The sequence below is a fragment of the Empedobacter sp. ULE_I140 genome (genome assembly GCF_053482575.1).
Genome location: NZ_JBQMTX010000001.1, coordinates 2,923,446 through 2,942,074, shown reverse-complemented (window position 1 = coordinate 2,942,074; position 18,629 = coordinate 2,923,446). Strand labels below are relative to the sequence as shown.

The following is an 18,629-nucleotide window of genomic DNA, read 5'->3' as shown; positions in this document are numbered from 1 at the left end:
ACCAACCAATGTCTAACATCGTACAAAAATATTTTAAAGGCGATAAACCGCTTTGGGCTTTCATTTTATTGTTAGCACTATTTTCGTTCTTACCTGTTTATTCTGCAAGTTCTAACTTGGTGTATACGGTAGGATCGGGAACTATTTTTGGGCATTTAGGTAAGCACGCTGTGATTTTATTAATTGGTTTATTTATCATTTATGGATTACAACGTATTGATTATCGTTGGTTTGGTTTGTTTGCTTTAACAGCGGTTGTTATACTTTCTGGAGTTTTGGCAATAACACTCGTACAAGGACAAACCATTGGAGGTGCAAATGCTGCGCGTTGGTTAACTATTCCAGGGACTGGAATTGGTATTCAGCCTTCGATGATTGCTTCGCAAGCGTTGTTGATTTATATAGCTCGTTATTTAACAAAAAATAGAGACAAAGAATATACATGGAAAAATACAGCAGTTCCATTATTCTTACCAATTATTGTAATTGTAGGATTAATCTTTCCTTCTAATGGTTCAACAGCGTTGATGTTAGCTGGAATGTGCGGAATATTGTTGATTATTGGTGGATTTCCATTCAAATATTTATTTACAATTGCCGGAGTAGGTTTAATACTCGGTGGCGGATTTGTGTGGATGGCTTTATCTCGACCAGATTTAGTAACAAATTCTCGTGTGCACACATGGATGTCACGTATCGAGAAATTTAATGATGATTCTGGATTAGAAAGTTATCAAGTTTTACATGCAAAAGCTGCAATTGCAAGAGGATTGAATGAAATGGCTGGGCCAGGAAAAAGTGTTTTCAAACAAACTTTACCTCAGTCATCATCCGATTTTATCTTCGCGATTATTGTAGAAGAATATGGTGCAATTGGTGCAATTCTATTAATCGGAATTTTCCTTCTGATTTTAATACGGATTTGTATCATCGCATCAAAAATTCATACCGTTTTTGGTACGCTACTTGTGTTTGCAGTGGGCTTACCAATTATTATACAAGCAATGGTAAACATGGCTGTAGCGGTTAATTTAATTCCAGTAACAGGGCAACCTTTACCAATGATTAGTTACGGAGGAACATCCATTTGGATGACATGTATTTCGTTCGGAATAATTTTGAGTGTAAGTACTCAGATTAAATCGCAAGAAGAATTAGAACAAGATAGAAAAGTATTAAGTGAAGAATACATCGAAGACATCGCCTAAAGTTTTAATAAGCGGCGGAGGAACAGGTGGACATATTTATCCAGCCATTGCAATTGCAGACGAAATTAAAAGACGTTTGCCAGATGCAAAAATTTTGTTTGTTGGAGCAGAAGGAAGAATGGAAATGCAAAAAGTGCCAAAAGTTGGGTATGACATAAAAGGTTTACCAATTTCTGGATTTGATAGAAGTAACATGAAAGCGAATTTAAAGTTCCCTTTCAAATTGATAAAAAGTTTAAATCTTGCAAAGAAAATCTACAAAGATTTTCAGCCAGATTTAGCCGTTGGTACAGGAGGTTACGCAAGTGGACCAATGTTGTGGGTAGCAGGAAGTAAAAATGTTCCGATTTTATTACAAGAACAGAATTCGTTTCCAGGAGTTACCAACAAAATTTTGAAAAATAAAGCGGCTGTAATTTGTACAGCTTATGAAGGAATTTCACAGTTTCCACAAGAAAAAGTGCATTATACAGGAAATCCTATTCGTGCTGAGATTTTTCAAAATTTACAATCAAAGGCAGAAGCAATTTCAGCTTTTGGATTAGATCCAGAAAAGCCAACAATTTTATCAGTTGGTGGTTCACAAGGATCAAGAGCAATGAACAATGCTTGGTTAGAAAACCTTGACGAATTTGTTGCAAGTGGCGTTCAGTTGATTTGGCAAACAGGAAATTTAGATTATCAAAAAATCAAAAATTTGGTTGGCGATAAATATCCAACTATTCATGTAACTGAATTTATTTATAACATGAAAGATGCATATGCAGCTTCGGATATGATTGTTTCTCGTGCAGGAGCAATGGCGATTTCTGAATTGTGTATTGTTGGTAAAGCAACTATTTTGCTTCCATTGCCAACAGCGGCAGAAGATCATCAAACCAAAAATGCACAAGCATTGGTTGAAAAAGATGCAGCGATTATGGTAAAAGACGCAGATGCAAAACAAATTTTAGTCAAAGAAGTAATTGCTTTGTCGAACAATGAAGAATTAAAAAATAAATTATCTCAAAACATTAAGCAACTAGGGAAACCGAACGCGACAAAAGAGATTGTAGATATATTATTGAATTTATTATAATGAATATTTTAGATAAAACATATTATTATTTCATCGGTGCAGGAGGAATCGGAATGAGTGCTTTGGAACGTTTCTTCAAGTCAATCGGAAAAGAAGTTGTAGGTTATGACAAAACACAAACCGAGTTAACAACTGAATTGATTGCTGAAGGAATTGATATTCATTTCGAGGATAACATCGAGTTAATTCCAGCAGGAATTAATGCAGAAAATACGTTGGTAATTTATACGCCAGCGATACCAAAAGATCATTCAGAACTAAATTATTTTTTAGTGAATGATTTTAAAGTTATGAAGCGTTCAGAAGTGTTAGGCGAAATTACCAAACACACATACAATATTGGTGTTGCGGGAACGCACGGAAAAACAACGACTTCGTCTATTTTAGGACATATCCTAAAAGTTGCGAATGTAGAATGTACAGCTTTTTTAGGTGGTATTGCAGAGAATTACGATTCGAATATCATCTTAAATGGTTCTAAATATACAGTTGCAGAAGCCGATGAGTTTGACCGTTCTTTCTTACGTCTTTCTCCAAAATTAGCGATTATCACTAGTGATGATGCAGATCATTTGGATATTTATGGTGAGCGTGATGAAGTGAAAAAATCGTTTCAAGAATTTGCGGCAATTGTCGAAGAAAAATTATTTGTTCACAAAGGTTTGCCTTTCGAAGGAGCTTTTACGTATGGAGTAGATTTGGACGCAGATTATGATGGGCACAATGTAAGAATTATTGATGGACATTATGTGTTTGATGTAAAAACGCCAAACGGTTCATTGACAGACGTTGGAATTTTATTACCAGGACATCACAATATGGAAAATGCGGTTGCTGCTTTGGCTGTTGCAGATTATATGGGTGTTCCTCATGATAAAATTAAAGAAGCTTTATCAAGTTTTGTTGGAGTTAAAAGGCGTTTTAATCGTTTCGAAGCAAATGGAAAAATTTACATCGACGATTATGCACATCATCCAACAGAATTGAATGCAGCAATTCGTTCAGTTCGTGAACTTTATCCAGGTAAAAAAGTGTTGGGAGTATTTCAGCCTCACTTATTTACACGTACAAGAGATTTCGCAAAAGAATTTGGACAAAGTTTATCGCAGTTAGATAGTTTGATTTTATTAGACATTTATCCTGCCAGAGAGTTACCAATCGAAGGAATTACTTCAAATTGGTTGCTAGAAAAGGTGAATTTAAATGAAAAAATAGTATCTTCATTAGAAGATAGTTTAGCAAACATCAAAAAACAAGATTTTGATGTATTATTGACTGTTGGAGCAGGAAATATTGATACAATTGTTAAACCAATAAAAGAGTGGTTAAGTGAAGCGTAAATTGAAAATCATAAAAGTGATTTTTGGAGTTGCCTTGCTAATCGGTTTGATTAGTTTTACGGTAATTAAGAATGCTTCGCGTACAGTGAATAAAATTGACGTGGCGTTTGTTCAGCCAGTTGATAATTATTTTATTAATGATGAATCGATAAGAGAAATTATCAACAAAGATGGAAAAAACATTATGAAACAATCTCTAAGAGAAGTGAATGTAAAAGAAATCGAACAAATAGTAAGTGAGAGTCCTTTTGTGGATTCTGTACAAGTCAGTAAAGATATCAACGGACATTTACGACTTGACATAAAAGCAAACTCGGCAGTAGCAAGAATAAAGACGCTGAAAAATGAATTTTATTTGACAACAAAAGGCGGAAAAATGCCTTTATCTAAATTAAATTCAGCGGATGTAATTTTAGTTTCTGGTGATGTAAAACCGAATGAATATGAAGATTTGAGTAAATTTGTTCAAGCTTTGAAAGCTGACGATTTATTAAAAAATCACATCATAGCCATTCAAAAAGTGGGACAACGTTCTTTTAATTTAATTGTAAACACAGGAAACTATTATATAGAATTAGGAACTTTAAACAACTTTGAACAGAAGTTACATAATCTAAAATTATTCTATAATCAATACATTGATTTTATAGGAACTGAAGATTATGAAAAATTGAGCTTGAAATTTGTAAACCAAGTTGTAGCAACCAAACGAATAAAAAATGGAGAACAATAGTAAGATTGCAGTTGGCTTAGACATAGGGACTACAAAGATTGTAGCGCTTGTCGGACGAAAAAATGAGAACGGAAAAATCGAAATTCTTGGACACGGACAAGCAAAAAGCTTAGGTGTACACAGAGGTGTTGTAAATAATATTACACAAACCATTAACTCGATAAAAGAGGCAATTGATAAGGCTGAAAGATCATCTGGTGTCAAAATTACTGATGTTACTGTTGGTATTGCCGGACAACATATTCGTAGTTTACAACATAGTGATTACGTTACTCGTACCAATTCAGAAGACGTGATTGATGATACTGATTTAAAGTTATTAACAAATCAAGTTTACAAATTAGTCATGTTACCTGGAGAAGAAATTATCCATGTTCTTCCTCAAGAATTTAAGGTTGATAACGAAGGTGAAATCCGCGAACCAATCGGTATGTACGGAAGCCGTTTAGAGGCTAATTTCCATGTGGTTGTAGGACAAGTTTCATCGATCCGAAATATTGCACGTTGTGTAAAAGCTGCTGGTTTACGTTTGGCAAGTATTACTTTAGAACCAATTGCATCATCTAGTGCTGCGCTTAGCGAAGAAGAAAAAGAAGCTGGTGTTGCATTGATTGATATAGGTGGTGGAACAACGGATATTGCAATTTTTAAGGATAATATTATTCGTCACACATCTGTTATTCCGTTTGGAGGAAATGTGATTACAGAAGACATTAAAGTTGGATGTTCTATTATTGGAAAGCAAGCCGAAGCTTTAAAAGAAAAATTTGGTTCTGCTTGGCCAGGAGAAAATAAAGAAACTGAAATTGTATCGATTCCTGGTTTAAAAGGACGCGAAGCAAAAGAAATATCATTAAAAAGATTGTCACAAATTATTCATGCACGTGTGCAGGAAATTTTGGAACAAGTATATTTGGAATTGAAAAACTACGGTTGCGAAGATCAAAACAAAAAATTGATTGCAGGAATCGTTTTAACAGGTGGTGGATCTAAATTGAAACACATTCGTCAACTTACAGAATATGTAACAGGAATGGATGTAAGAATTGGATACTCTAACGAACATATTGTCGGAGCAAAAGCTGAGGAAATTAGCGGACCAGAATATGCAACATCTGTTGGATTATTAATGAAAGGTTTAGAAGAATTAGCGGCGAATTATCAGCACGAAATTTATGAAAAACCAGTTATTAATAATTTAAATAACCAAGAAGAATTAGAAATTGGAATTCAACCAACACAACAAACAAAGACTGTGAAAGCTGAAATTGTTGTTGAGGAAGAAATTATCCAAAAACCAAAAAGAGAAGAAGTATTAGACGAATTCTTGGATCAAGAAATTGGTGAAAAGAAAGAAGCTAAATCTAAACCAGAAAAGAAAAATTTCTTTTCGAAATGGACGGATAAATTTATCCAAATGATCAACGAAACTGAATAATAAGAATAAACTAGAATAAATTACGAACCAATTTAATAAGAAAATATGAGTGATATGTTAACAGGAGATATTGTGTTCAACTTACCAAAGAGCCGATCTCAAGCTATCAAAGTAATCGGAGTAGGTGGTGGAGGTAGTAATGCCGTAAACTACATGTTTGAACAAGGAATTGCAGGTGTAGAATTTGTAATTTGTAATACGGACTCTCAAGCATTAGCAAATAGTCCAGTACCAACAAGAATTCAATTAGGACAAGCAATAACAGAAGGTTTAGGAGCTGGAGCAAATCCTGAGGTAGGAGAGCAATCTGCTATCGAAAGTATGGATGATGTAAAAGCTGTTTTAGACGAAGGAACTAAAATGGTCTTTATTACTGCCGGAATGGGTGGTGGTACAGGAACCGGAGCAGCACCAGTAATTGCTGGTATTGCAAAAGAAATGGATATCTTAACAGTTGGGATTGTTACAGCGCCATTCTTTTTCGAAGGAAGAATGAGGTTGGAACAAGCCGAAAAAGGTATCGAAAAATTAAGACAAAATGTCGATTCATTAATTGTTATCAACAATGATAAATTACGTGAATTATACGGAAACTTAGGTTTCAAAAATGGTTTCTCGAAAGCTGATGAGGTTTTAACAACAGCAGCTAAAGGAATTGCAGAAGTTATTACTCAACACTATGCAATGAACATCGATTTACGTGATGCGCGTACAGTACTTAAAAATTCTGGTACAGCAATCATGGGATCTGCGCAAGGTTCTGGTGAAAACAAAGCGAAAGACGCAATTTCTTCTGCTTTAGATTCTCCATTGTTAAACAACAACAAAATTACGGGTGCACGTAACGTATTGTTATTGATTTTGTCTGGTAATAACGAAATTACAATGGATGAAATCGGTATCATCAATGATTACATTCAACAAGAAGCTGGTAATAGTGCAAATATTATCATGGGTATTGGTGAAGACTTAGATTTAGGAGATTCTATCTCTGTAACTGTTGTAGCAACTGGTTTTCCTACAGAAGATCAGGCGTATACAGGAAAAGAGGAACAAAAAATTGTACATACATTAGAGGAAGAACAACCAATTAATAAAACGTTATCAGTTGAGCAACCTTTTGTGAATCGTGTAAAACCAATGACGTTAGATTTTGGTCGTTCTAATGCTTCTCAGCAAGCACCACAAACGCCTCAACAAAATCAAACGCCAGAGGCTCCTCAAAATAATTATCGTCAAGCAGATATTAACCAAAGTTTTCAACAACAAACTTATCACAATACGCCAGAAGAATCTTTCGAAGAAAATAATTCTCCAAAGCGTTATGTTTTAGATGATATTGATGATGAGCCAGTGCAAGAGAGACGTTCTTATGATGATTTCGAACCACGTTTGAAATCAGATTTTAATCGTCCGCAAGAACCAACGAATAATGTAAATAATAATCAAACATATAATTCATATTCTAATCCTGTAGCTTCAGAACAGTCAAATTATCCTCAAAATAATTATGCTGGATATCAAGCTCCAAAGAACGAAGGATATGGAAATGTAGAGCCAGTTCAATCTAATGTAGCTCATTCTGTTGCTCCACAAGCTGAAGAAGTACAAGTTGCTATAGATCCATTTAGTCAACCAATTGAGCAATCAAATGATCCTGAATTGAATAGTATGATTGAAGAGAGAAGAAATCGTTTGAAACAATTTAATTTTAAATTCAACAATACGATGACGAATTCTCAAGTAGACGAATACGAAGCAATTCCTGCTTACAAACGTCAAGGATTGAATTTATCTGATCGTAATGATAATCAATCTTCTGATTTTTCTGTCGGAACAAATCGTAATAACGAAACACAAATTCGTCCAAACAATTTTCTACACGATAACGTAGATTAACAAACGATCACTCGTAAAAAATATTCTTATTATAGAAAAGGTTCATTGCTTTTGCGATGAGCCTTTTTTTGTCTTAAATTTGTAGTCTAAAAGCAAAACAAATGAATTTAGAAACTCAAATAATGGCACAGTTAAAAGAAGCGATGAAAGCTAAAAATACTGTTGCTTTAGAAGCTTTAAGAGCTGTAAAATCTGAATTATTATTAGCAAAAACATCTGGTGCTAACGGTGAATTATCAGAAGATCAAGAAATTGCTTTATTACAAAAATTAGTAAAACAACGTAAAGAAGCTGCTGAACAATTCGAAGCAAATGACCGTGCAGAATTAGCTGAAAAAGAATTGGCGCAAGCAGAAGTTATTCAACAATTTTTACCTGCTCAATTATCAGACGAAGAATTAACAGCTGCAATTACAGAAATTGTTGCAGAGGTTGGCGCAACTTCTCCAAAAGATATGGGAAAAGTAATGGGGGCTGCTGCTTCTAAATTAGCTGGTAAAGCGGAAGGAAAATTAATTTCGGCTAAAGTAAAAGACATTTTAGCTAGTTTATAATTGATTTTTAAATCTTTAAAAATTAAGAAAAGGTAAAGTTTACAAAACTTTACCTTTTTTATTTCTTTATTTGATAAATTTCTTCAAATTATATAAAATGATTATTTATTGATAATCAGTAATATATCCGATTTAAGTAAATAATTGCCAAAAAAATTATGATTACAAGTTTATTTTAACATTAAATTAACAAATCGCTGTAGGCATCTAAATTCGCAAAGCACAAGAGATTTTAGAATTAAAAATCAATCGATTAGAATAATTCTAAATAAGAAGCTGTTTATACCCTTAAATTTGCAAAGTAAATCAGAAATATCTAAAGGATGACGAAAAGCATTACAGCGTTTATAGCAATGTTAATGATTTTTCCAATAGCAAATGCTGATGGTAAAATTTTTAAGGATTCTGGTAATAATGACACAATTATTATGCCAGCTTCTGAGAAAAGATTTAGTAAAGATATTGATAATGATACCATCAAAAAAGATACATTATCAGTTGAAGATGAAAAGTTGGTTGGAGAACTTATCGAGAATAGCGCTCGAAAAATCTCGACAGGAGTTGTTTCTTGGTATGGAGACAAATTCCACGGACGCAAGACAGCTAGTGGTGAAACGTATGACAAACACGAACTAACAGCTGCCCATAAGTCTTTACCATTTGGTACGAAAGTAAAAGTTACGAATATCAGAAATGGTAAATCTGTGGTTGTAGAAATCAACGACAGAGGTCCATACGCTAAATCTAGAGTTTTAGACTTAAGTCAAGCTGCATTCAGCGAAATTGGTCACACCAACACAGGAGTGATGCAAGTTGAATACGAAATTATCAAAAGCGAAGACTAGAAAGACTAAGATGTTCAGAAAAAATTAAAAGGTTTGAGAATTTATTCTCAAACCTTTTTTATGCTCTTAAGTTTCGTGCAAAAAAAAAATCCTGATAAATGAAAATCAGGATTTATAATTATATGATGTAAGAAAATCTTAATCTAAAATTTTAAGCACTTTAGTTGTACGAGCTCTTGATGCTTCAACTAATTCAGCTTGTGCTAAATCTTCTCCGTAAGAAGGAATCATTTCTTTGATCGCTTCGTTCCAGTTGTTTTTCATCAAGTCTGGGAAACATTGTTTCATCAAGTTCAACATTGCGCTAACAGATGTAGATGCTCCTGGAGACGCTCCTAATAAGGCAGACATTGTTCCATCTTGAGATGTTACGATTTCTGTACCAAATTTCAAAACTCCTTTTCCGTCTTGTTTTTCGATTACTTGAACACGTTGTCCTGCAGTTTGTTCGAACCAATCTTCTAATTTCGCCTCTGGGAAATATTCTTGTAATTCTTCTACTTTTTTCGCTTTAGACAACATCACTTGTTCTACCAAGTATTTTGTTAAATCGATATTGTTTAAACCACAATTCATCAAAAATCCTACGTTTCCTAAGTTTACAGATTTGAATAAATCGCAATTAGATCCGTATTTTAAGAATTTTGTTGAGAATGTTGCAAATGGCCCAAATAATAAAGATTGTTTTCCATCAATAACACGTGTATCTAAGTGAGGAACAGACATTGGTGGTGCACCAATTTTTGCTTTTCCATATACTTTAGCATGATGTTTTTTGATAACTTCTTCGTTTTGACAAATTAACCATTGTCCACCAACTGGGAAACCTCCAAATTTTTTCGATTCAGGAATTCCAGATTTTTGCAACAATAAAATTGCTCCTCCACCTGCACCAATAAATACGAAATCAGCATTAAGTGCTTTGTTATTTCCAGATTTTAAATCTTTTACTTTTACTGCCCATTTTCCGTTGCTAAGACGAGTTAAGTCTTTTACTTCGTGTTCAGTTTCTAATGTAATTTCTTTTTTGTCTTGTAAACCTTTGAAAATTTGACGCGTTAATTCACCAAAATTTACATCAGTTCCCAAGTTCATATGCGTTGCCGCAACTTTTTCGTTACCTTTTCTACCATCAACAATTAATGGAGCCCATTCTTTGATTTTAGAAACATCATCCGAATATTCCATATCCTTAAATAAAGGATGTTGAGATAATTTTTCGTAACGTTTTTTCAAGAAATTTACATCGTCATCGCCCCAAACAAAAGACATATGTGGAGTAGGACGTAAGAATTTTTCTGGAGAAGAAACGTAATTATTTTCGACTAAGTAAGACCAAAACTCTTTCGAAGTTTCAAATTGTTTTGCAATATTAATTGCTTTATCAATATTAACCACTCCATTTTTGTCCATTGGCGTATAATTCAATTCACAAAAAGCAGAGTGACCAGTACCTGCATTATTAAAAGCATCAGAACTTTCAAATCCAATCTTATCTAATTTTTCGAAAACAGAAATCTTAATAGCCGGATTAATTTTTTTAAGAAGTATGCTTAAAGTAGCACTCATGATACCAGCACCAACTAACACTACCTCTTGAGGTTGTTTTTCCATTTCTCAAAAATATATTTACGTTGCAAAGGTATTAATAAATAGCCTTTTTTGCGAAATAATACGCAGAAAAAACAATGATTTTTTACATAAATTATTGTTTTGAGATAATTTGAATAGATTTTATTTTATAGAAAATTATTCAACTTCAAGATTATTAGATGTCTTTACTTGATAAATAGAGAGAAATTATTAATTTGAATTCATGAAATTTAAATTTTATCTTCCATCCAACGTCTAAGATTGATGTAATTGGTATTTCTTCGCAATAGATTTTGATTGTCCGAATCTTTCAAGAAATCATCTAATTCTCTGAAAGCTTTAACTTTTTCATGTGGATACAAATCATTCAACTCAATAAAAAATAAACTAATTTTTCGTGTAATAATGTTACTATTTTTCATCTTTTTGCAGAATTGATGCGTTTTGTACGAATACATATCCAATTCTTGATCGTTGCCAGAATCATATAAATTCATCATAATCAAAACCAGGGTATAAAAATGTAAATCTTCTTGAATTGTAGATTCACTATTGATAATTTTTTGACAATAATCAAAGGAATTATCCCAATCTTTATTCAGAAAATAATACGCAGCAATCTTTAAATAAAGCACCAAAATATGATGATTATCGATTTTATGTTGATGCAATTTTATTTCGCGCAAAATATCTTTAATCAAAAATGGACTAATATTTTCTTTCGGATTAATGAAAAAATAATTCAGTTTACTATTAAATTTATTGATAAACCAAAGCGCTTCCACATTATCATTTTGAGGTAAAATCTCATAAACAGATTCTAATTTATCAAACCAAAATTTGAATTCTTCCGAATTTTTTTTCAGATATAAAATCTTCAATAAATATGAATTTCCTTTGATAAACCAAACAGGATGACTAAGAATTCGTTCTTTTTTCTCGTAAAATAACTCAACCCATTTTTTCGAAAATTCATAGGCAGAATGAAGGTTTTGCGTTAACATCGACAACCAAACATTTGCTTTATAAAACCACAATTTCTCTTTGAATTTTAATTTCTTAAAATCGATATTTTTTGTTTCCGAATCAAAGAAATTCTGAATTTTTTTAATTTCTTCATCATCTTTTGCATACCCATTTTCGAGCAAAATGCTATATAATTTCAGCGATAAATTAGATAATTTACTCGCTTGTAAATTCTGTAAACTTAACTCTTCTGATTGCTCAATCAATTGATCTGCACGACCAGAAATACTTCGCGTAATAAATTGCGATTCGATAATTTTTTCGAGCTCTAAAATATCATAAGCAATAGCTTTTTCGTCAAAATCTAAGGCTTGAGTTTTGGCTTTGTCCAACATTTTTAGACTTTGCTTGTGCAAGCCTTTTTGGTATAAAATTGTAGCAAAATCAAATTGTTCACGTATTTGCATACGCGAATTCTGTTGCGAAGGATTCATCCTCAAGCTAAACAAAATTTGTTTGTACAAATGCGCTTTTAGATTTGATAATTGTTGTTTCGTGGTAATTTTTTTCTTCAAAATTAACGTTTCATCATATTCTTCCAACTTATCCAACGCTTCAAATAATAACAAAAATTTTGCATCTGCATTAATTTGCAAACGATTTACATAAAGCTTGAATTGACGTTTTTCGGAACGATTAAGCGACTTTATTAAACTAAATAGTGCGTCTTTGTTATGATTTGACATTGTAATTAAATTGTATGTAATTGATTGAAAATAAAATAATTGAGTAAAATATTTCGGCTTTAAGAATTGTAAAACCTATTTCAATTTGAAAATTTAAAGTTAGTACAATTTTAATTTTACATCACAATAACAAACAAAACTAATTGCAATGAGTGCTGAGAAGATTCAAATTTTTGATACGACACTGAGAGATGGAGAGCAAGTGCCGGGGTGTAAGTTAAACAAAAAACAGAAGTTAGAAATTGCGGCTCGATTGGACGAATTAGGCGTTGATATTATCGAGGCTGGTTTTCCAATTTCAAGTCCTGGAGATTTCGAAGCCGTAAATGCAATTTCAAAATTAGTGAAAAATGCCACAGTTTGTGGTTTAACTCGCGCAAACAAAAAAGATATAGAATCTGCAGCTAAAGCTTTACAATATGCCGTAAAACCAAGAATTCATACCGGAATTGGAACTTCGGATTCTCATATTATTCACAAATTTAATTCGAATCGTGAAGCGATTATCGAACGTGCAGTTGAAGCGGTTGCATATGCAAAAACATTTGTAGATGATGTTGAGTTTTATGCTGAAGATGCAGGAAGAACGGATAATGCTTTTCTTGCTCAAGTTTGTGAAGAAGTGATAAAAGCTGGTGCGACGGTTCTTAATATTCCAGACACAACGGGTTATTGTTTGCCTTTTGAGTATGGAAATAAAATTAAATATTTAAAAGATCATGTTCAAGGAATTGATAATGTGATTATTTCTTGCCACAATCATAACGATTTAGGTTTAGCGACAGCGAATGCAGTTGCAGGAGCTATAAATGGAGCACGCCAAATAGAATGTACAATTAATGGAATTGGTGAGCGTGCTGGTAATACGGCCTTGGAAGAAATCGTGATGATTTTTAGACAACACAAAGAATTGAATTTTTATACAGATATCAATGCTCAAATGTTAACAGAATTAAGTCAATTAACTTCTGAAACAATGGGAATGATGGTTCAACCAAACAAAGCAATTGTAGGATCGAATGCTTTTGCGCACAGTTCTGGAATTCATCAAGATGGTGTGATTAAAAACCGTGAAACATACGAAATTATCAATCCAGCAGATGTTGGAGTTAATGAATCCTCTATTATTTTGACAGCTCGTAGCGGGCGTTCGGCGTTAGCTTATCGTCTAAAAGATATCGGTTTCGATACATCTAAAAATGAATTAGATATTTTATATGAACAATTTTTAGAAATTGCAGATTTGAAGAAAGAAGTTGTTCGTGAAGATTTACTTGGATTAATGCATCAGTTTAATCAAACATCACAGAGAAAATTCGCATGAGAACATTATTCGATAAAGTGTGGGATGCCCATGTTGTCAGCCAAGTAGAAAATGGACCACAAGTGATTTATATTGATAAACATTTAATTCACGAAGTAACAAGTCCACAAGCTTTTGCAGAATTAGAAGCGAGAAATATTCCAATTTTTCGACCAAATCAAATTGTTGCAACTGCGGATCACAATGTACCAACGATTAATCAAGATAAGCCAGTTCGAGATCCATTATCAAAACAACAATTAGAGCAATTAGCGATTAATTGCGAAAAAAATAATATTACTTTTTATGGTTTAGGTCATCCGTATCAAGGAATTGTTCACATTATTGCGCCAGAATTGGGTGTTACGCAACCAGGAATGAGCATGGTTTGTGGCGATAGTCACACATCTACGCATGGAGCTTTTGGAGCAATTGCTTTCGGAATTGGAACAAGTCAAGTTGCACAGGTTTTTGCTAGTCAATGTTTGTTGATGAATAAACCAAAATCGATGCGAATTACAGTTAATGGAAAACTGAATCCAAATGTTCAACCAAAAGATGTGATTTTGTATATCATTTCTAAAGTTGGAACAAATGCAGGAACAGGTTTTTTCTGTGAATATGCAGGAGATGTTTTCGAGAATATGTCGATGGAAGGTCGAATGACAGTTTGTAATATGTCGATAGAAATGGGCGCTCGTGGCGGAATGATTGCACCAGATGAAACAACTTTTGCTTATTTAAAAGATAAACCATTTGCACCGAAAGGAGAAGATTGGGAGCAAAAAGTAGCATATTGGAAAACTTTACCAAGTGATGCTGATGCAATTTTTGATGAAGAAATAGAATTTGACGCTGCGGATATTTATCCAATGATTACGTTTGGTACGAATCCAGGAATGGGAATTTCGGTGAAAGACAGTATTCCTTCTAAAGATTCGTTAAGCGATAATGAAAAAGAATCGTTTGAAAAAGCGTTGAAATATATGGGATTCCAAGATAATCAATCAATCATCAATCATCCAATTGATTATGTGTTTATCGGAAGTTGTACAAATGCAAGAATCGAAGATTTGCGTGAAGTAGCAAATTATGTGAAAGGAAAACAGCGCAATGAAAATGTAACTGCGTGGATTGTTCCGGGATCGAAACAAGTAGAAAAGCAAGCGATAGAAGAAGGTTTGGACAAAATTTTTGAAGCCTCTGGATTCAGATTGCGCGAACCAGGTTGTTCGGCTTGTTTGGCGATGAACGACGATAAAGTTCCAGAAGGAAAATATTGTGTTTCGACTTCGAATAGAAATTTTGAAGGACGTCAAGGTCCAAATTCTCGTACATTATTAGCAAGTCCTTTGATTGCTGCTGCTGCTGCAATTCACGGAAAAATTGTTGATATCAATTAAAATTTACTCAAAATGGATTCAATCAATCAATTAAAATCATCGGCTGTTCCGATTAAAATAGAAAATATAGATACCGATCAAATTATTCCAGCTCGTTTTTTGAAAGCGATTAGTAGAGAAGGTTTTGGAGATAATTTATTCAGAGATTGGCGATTTAATCAAGATAATCAATCAATTGATAATTTCCCGCTGAATGATTCAAAATATGCTGGAAAAATATTAGTTGCAGGTAAAAATTTTGGTTGTGGAAGTAGCCGAGAACACGCTGCTTGGGCAATCAAAGATTACGGATTTGATGTGGTAATTAGTAGTTATTTTGCAGATATTTTCAAAGGAAATGCATTGAATAACGGAATTTTACCAATCGTTGTTTCAGATGAAATTTTAAATCAAATCTTTGAGATCATCGATCAAAATCCTTCAACAGAATTTGAAGTTAATTTAGAAAATCAAACCTTAAAAATTCAAGATCAAACCATCAACTTTGATGTTGATTCTTATAAAAAAATCTGTTTATTAAATGGATATGATGACATTGATTTTTTAATCAGTCAAAAAGATAAAATAGAAACTTACGAACAAAACCATAAATCTTTACAACATGAAAACGCATAAAATTGCAGTACTTTCTGGCGATGGAATAGGACCAGAAGTCGTTTCGGAAACAATAAAAGTTCTGAAAGTCGTTGAACAAATTTTTAAATATAATTTCGAATTTGAGGAAGCTTTGATTGGTGCAATTGCGATTGACGAAACGGGAAATCCTTTGCCTGATGCGACATTGCAATTATGTAAAGATGCAGATGCGGTTTTGTTTGGTTCTATTGGTGATCCAAAATATGACAATAATCCGAACGCTAAAGTTCGTCCCGAACAAGGTTTGTTAAAGCTAAGAAAGGAACTTGGTTTATTTGCAAATATCCGTCCAATCAAGGCTTACGAATCTTTGTTGGGGAAAAGTCCATTGAAACGTTCGCACATCGAAGGAACAGATATGGTTATTTTTCGTGAATTGATTAATGGAATTTATTTCGGAGAAAAATTTACAGCACAAGATGGTTCTCATGCGTATGATACGTGTTCGTACAACAGAAAAGACATTGAGCAAATTACACATTTAGCTTTTCAGGAAGCAATGAAGCGTCGCAAAAAAGTAACGTTGGTAGACAAGGCAAATGTGTTGGATACCTCTCGTTTATGGCGAAAAGTTGCGATGGATATTAGCCAAAAATATCCTGAAGTTGAATTAGATTTCTTGTTTGTTGATAACGCAGCGATGCAATTAATTATCAATCCAAAACAATTTGATGTGATTTTGACAGAGAATATGTTTGGTGATATTATTTCGGACGAAGGAAGTGTAATTGGAGGAAGTATAGGTTTGTTGCCTTCGGCTTCTATTGGTACAGAAAATGCATTGTTCGAGCCTATTCATGGTTCGTATCCACAAGCAAAAGGAAAAGGAATTGCAAATCCGATGGCTTCTATTTTGAGTGCCGCAATGATGTTGCGTTATTTGGGATTGGAAGAAGGAGCAAAAGCAATAGAAAATGCGGTGGGAAATGCGATTAATAATTTGATTGTAACTTCAGATTTAGATGAAACGAGCGATTATTCAACGTCTGTTGTAGCAAATTATATTGCGAAGATATTATTGAGCGATCATGATCATCATTCATATTTTAATTTTGAAAATGTATTGATGGGGAAATCGACGATTATATAGTTTTTATTATTTATGACTTAATGAAAAAGCCATTCAGAGTTCTGAATGGCTTTTTCTATTGTATATTTTTATGAGTTGATGATTACATCATTCCTGGCATTCCACCTCCCATTGGTGGCATAGCTGGCTCATCTTTTTTAATTTCTGTAACAACCGCCTCAGTAGTAATTAACATACCTGCAACAGAAGCAGCGTTTTCTAATGCAACACGAGCGACTTTAGTTGGATCAATAACTCCAGCCTCGATCATGTTTACATATTCGTCAGTTTTTGCATTGTATCCGAAATCTCCATTTCCTTCTTTTACTTTTGCAACAACTACAGAACCTTCACCACCAGCGTTGTGAACGATTTGGCGTAATGGTTCTTCAACTGCACGCGTTACTATTTTAACACCTGTAGCTTCGTCAGCATTTGTAGTATCGATTGTTAAGTTAGATAAAGCTCTAACAAAAGCAACACCACCACCAGCAACGATACCTTCTTCTACAGCAGCACGAGTTGCGTGTAAAGCATCATCAACACGGTCTTTAATTTCTTTCATTTCAACCTCTGAAGCAGCACCAACGTATAATACAGCAACACCTCCAGCTAATTTAGCTAAACGCTCTTGTAATTTTTCGCGGTCATAGTCAGAAGTAGTTGTTTCTACTTGTGCTTTAATTTGGTTAACACGAGATTTGATTTGCTCTGCATCACCAGCACCATTAACAATAGTTGTATTGTCTTTGTCGATAACTACTCTTTCAGCAGTACCTAACATTTCTAAAGTAGCAGTTTCTAACGTAATTCCTTGCTCTTCAGAAATAACTGTACCTCCTGTTAAGATTGCTATATCTTGTAACATCGCTTTTCTACGATCTCCAAATCCTGGTGCTTTAACAGCAGCAATTTTTAAAGAACCTCTTAAACGGTTCACTACTAAAGTAGCTAAAGCTTGACCTTCAACTTCTTCAGAAATAATTAAGAATGGACGTCCTGATTGAGCAACTGGTTCTAATAAAGGTAAGATTTCTTGTAAGTTAGAGATTTTTTTCTCACATAATAAGATGTAAGGATTCTCTAATTCAGCAATCATTTTATCTGCGTTTGTAACGAAGTAAGGAGATTGATATCCACGATCGAATTGCATTCCCTCTACAACGTCAACGTAAGTTTCTGTTCCTTTTGCTTCTTCAACAGTAATTACTCCTTCTTTTCCAACTTTAGAAAAAGCTTCTGCGATTAATGATCCAATAGTATCATCGTTATTTGCAGAGATAGAAGCAACTTGTTTAATTTTTTCTGATGAATCACCAACTTCTTGAGATTGCTCTCTTAAGTTAGCAACGATTCCAGAAACAGCTTTATCAATACCACGTTTTAAGTCCATTGGGTTCGCACCTGCAGCAACGTTTTTCAAACCTTCGCGAACGATAGCTTGAGCTAAAACTGTAGCAGTTGTAGTACCATCACCTGCAACGTCGTTTGTTTTAGAAGCAACTTCTTTTACCATTTGAGCACCTAAGTTTTCGATTGGATCTTCCAATTCGATTTCTTTTGCTACAGAAACTCCGTCTTTTGTTACATGTGGAGCACCGAAAGATTTTTCTAAAACTACGTTACGACCTTTTGGTCCTAATGTTACTTTAACTGCATTTGCTAATGCATCAACACCTCTTTTTAAAGCGTCTCTTGATTCAATGTCGAATTTAATATCTTTTGCCATTTTTTTTATAAGTTTTGTTGTCTTAAGTCTTAAGTCGAATATAATTAAAAATAAAAAAATAAGTTACTTTGTACTTAATACATTTTACT

General features: G+C 33.7%; 15 protein-coding genes. 12 read left to right on the top strand and 3 right to left on the bottom strand.

Features of this window, described 5'->3' with window-relative positions; genetic code table 11:
• The first annotated feature begins 8 nt into the window (after positions 1 to 8).
• From ACTS9J_RS14220 to ACTS9J_RS14185, 8 genes are all read left to right on the top strand, one after another.
• On the top strand, positions 9 to 1,208 hold the full coding sequence (locus ACTS9J_RS14220) for an FtsW/RodA/SpoVE family cell cycle protein (protein ID WP_180905153.1): 1,200 nt from the start codon (positions 9 to 11) through the stop codon (positions 1,206 to 1,208).
• Complete coding sequence (murG, locus tag ACTS9J_RS14215; protein ID WP_416409986.1) at positions 1,180 to 2,286, top strand: undecaprenyldiphospho-muramoylpentapeptide beta-N-acetylglucosaminyltransferase; 1,107 nt, start codon at positions 1,180 to 1,182, stop codon at positions 2,284 to 2,286. Before ACTS9J_RS14220 ends, murG begins: the two co-directional genes overlap by 29 nt.
• On the top strand, positions 2,286 to 3,626 hold the full coding sequence (gene murC / locus ACTS9J_RS14210; RefSeq protein ID WP_313253190.1) for a UDP-N-acetylmuramate--L-alanine ligase: 1,341 nt from the start codon (positions 2,286 to 2,288) through the stop codon (positions 3,624 to 3,626). The genes murG and murC overlap by 1 nt, the downstream gene beginning before the upstream one ends.
• A gap of 1 nt (position 3,627) precedes the next feature.
• The gene (locus ACTS9J_RS14205; RefSeq protein ID WP_291064076.1) at positions 3,628 to 4,359 is read left to right on the top strand and encodes a cell division protein FtsQ/DivIB; all 732 of its coding nucleotides are present in this window, start codon (positions 3,628 to 3,630) and stop codon (positions 4,357 to 4,359) included.
• Positions 4,346 to 5,797 carry a cell division protein FtsA gene (gene ftsA / locus ACTS9J_RS14200; protein WP_448353381.1) on the top strand — a complete coding sequence of 484 codons (1,452 nt, stop codon included), beginning with the start codon at positions 4,346 to 4,348 and terminating at the stop codon, positions 5,795 to 5,797. The genes ACTS9J_RS14205 and ftsA overlap by 14 nt, the downstream gene beginning before the upstream one ends.
• Before the next feature lie 54 nt (positions 5,798 to 5,851).
• Positions 5,852 to 7,696, top strand: a complete 1,845-nt coding sequence (ftsZ, locus tag ACTS9J_RS14195; protein WP_286494801.1) for a cell division protein FtsZ — start codon at positions 5,852 to 5,854, stop codon at positions 7,694 to 7,696.
• Positions 7,697 to 7,797: 101 nt separating this feature from the next.
• Positions 7,798 to 8,250: a GatB/YqeY domain-containing protein gene (locus ACTS9J_RS14190; protein WP_291091211.1), complete on the top strand. Its 453-nt coding sequence runs from the start codon at positions 7,798 to 7,800 to the stop codon at positions 8,248 to 8,250.
• Positions 8,251 to 8,573: 323 nt separating this feature from the next.
• Complete coding sequence (locus tag ACTS9J_RS14185; RefSeq protein WP_180905147.1) at positions 8,574 to 9,095, top strand: septal ring lytic transglycosylase RlpA family protein; 522 nt, start codon at positions 8,574 to 8,576, stop codon at positions 9,093 to 9,095.
• 138 nt (positions 9,096 to 9,233) lie between these two features.
• Here the strand turns inward: ACTS9J_RS14185 and mqo are convergent, their stop codons facing one another.
• Positions 9,234 to 10,709, bottom strand: coding sequence for a malate dehydrogenase (quinone) (gene mqo, locus ACTS9J_RS14180; RefSeq protein ID WP_286484939.1), 1,476 nt, complete (start codon positions 10,707 to 10,709; stop codon positions 9,234 to 9,236).
• Between the two features lie 209 nt (positions 10,710 to 10,918).
• A complete protein-coding gene (locus ACTS9J_RS14175; protein ID WP_416409984.1) occupies positions 10,919 to 12,400 on the bottom strand; it encodes a hypothetical protein in 1,482 nt (493 codons plus the stop codon).
• A gap of 148 nt (positions 12,401 to 12,548) precedes the next feature.
• On the opposite strand from ACTS9J_RS14175, the gene ACTS9J_RS14170 reads away from it, so the two are divergent.
• The 4 genes from ACTS9J_RS14170 to leuB are packed head-to-tail and all read left to right on the top strand — an operon-like array spanning position 12,549 to position 16,832.
• Complete coding sequence (locus ACTS9J_RS14170; protein ID WP_221855341.1) at positions 12,549 to 13,724, top strand: 2-isopropylmalate synthase; 1,176 nt, start codon at positions 12,549 to 12,551, stop codon at positions 13,722 to 13,724.
• Positions 13,721 to 15,106 carry a 3-isopropylmalate dehydratase large subunit gene (gene leuC, locus ACTS9J_RS14165; RefSeq protein WP_221855339.1) on the top strand — a complete coding sequence of 462 codons (1,386 nt, stop codon included), beginning with the start codon at positions 13,721 to 13,723 and terminating at the stop codon, positions 15,104 to 15,106. Before ACTS9J_RS14170 ends, leuC begins: the two co-directional genes overlap by 4 nt.
• A 12-nt stretch (positions 15,107 to 15,118) precedes the next feature.
• Positions 15,119 to 15,721 (top strand): 3-isopropylmalate dehydratase small subunit, encoded by a 603-nt coding sequence (gene leuD / locus ACTS9J_RS14160; protein WP_219034380.1) that lies wholly within the window; start codon positions 15,119 to 15,121, stop codon positions 15,719 to 15,721.
• Positions 15,708 to 16,832: a 3-isopropylmalate dehydrogenase gene (gene leuB, locus ACTS9J_RS14155; RefSeq protein ID WP_286494786.1), complete on the top strand. Its 1,125-nt coding sequence runs from the start codon at positions 15,708 to 15,710 to the stop codon at positions 16,830 to 16,832. The genes leuD and leuB overlap by 14 nt, the downstream gene beginning before the upstream one ends.
• A gap of 82 nt (positions 16,833 to 16,914) precedes the next feature.
• Here leuB and groL read toward each other — a convergent pair whose 3' ends face one another.
• A complete protein-coding gene (groL, locus tag ACTS9J_RS14150) occupies positions 16,915 to 18,540 on the bottom strand; it encodes a chaperonin GroEL (protein ID WP_125349630.1) in 1,626 nt (541 codons plus the stop codon).
• Between the last annotated feature and the right edge of the window lie 89 nt (positions 18,541 to 18,629).

Excerpts from the sequence above, each read along its gene's own strand:
- ACTS9J_RS14220 (WP_180905153.1), top strand. The coding sequence starts at position 9 with ATGTCTAACATCGTACAAAAATATTTTAAAGGCGATAAACCGCTTTGG.
- murC (WP_313253190.1), top strand. The coding sequence starts at position 2,286 with ATGAATATTTTAGATAAAACATATTATTATTTCATCGGTGCAGGAGGA.
- ftsA (WP_448353381.1), top strand. The coding sequence starts at position 4,346 with ATGGAGAACAATAGTAAGATTGCAGTTGGCTTAGACATAGGGACTACA.
- ftsZ (WP_286494801.1), top strand. The coding sequence starts at position 5,852 with ATGTTAACAGGAGATATTGTGTTCAACTTACCAAAGAGCCGATCTCAA.
- ACTS9J_RS14190 (WP_291091211.1), top strand. The coding sequence starts at position 7,798 with ATGAATTTAGAAACTCAAATAATGGCACAGTTAAAAGAAGCGATGAAA.
- ACTS9J_RS14185 (WP_180905147.1), top strand. The coding sequence starts at position 8,574 with ATGACGAAAAGCATTACAGCGTTTATAGCAATGTTAATGATTTTTCCA.
- mqo (WP_286484939.1), bottom strand. The coding sequence starts at position 10,709 with ATGGAAAAACAACCTCAAGAGGTAGTGTTAGTTGGTGCTGGTATCATG.
- ACTS9J_RS14175 (WP_416409984.1), bottom strand. The coding sequence starts at position 12,400 with ATGTCAAATCATAACAAAGACGCACTATTTAGTTTAATAAAGTCGCTT.
- ACTS9J_RS14170 (WP_221855341.1), top strand. The coding sequence starts at position 12,549 with ATGAGTGCTGAGAAGATTCAAATTTTTGATACGACACTGAGAGATGGA.
- leuC (WP_221855339.1), top strand. The coding sequence starts at position 13,721 with ATGAGAACATTATTCGATAAAGTGTGGGATGCCCATGTTGTCAGCCAA.
- leuD (WP_219034380.1), top strand. The coding sequence starts at position 15,119 with ATGGATTCAATCAATCAATTAAAATCATCGGCTGTTCCGATTAAAATA.
- leuB (WP_286494786.1), top strand. The coding sequence starts at position 15,708 with ATGAAAACGCATAAAATTGCAGTACTTTCTGGCGATGGAATAGGACCA.
- groL (WP_125349630.1), bottom strand. The coding sequence starts at position 18,540 with ATGGCAAAAGATATTAAATTCGACATTGAATCAAGAGACGCTTTAAAA.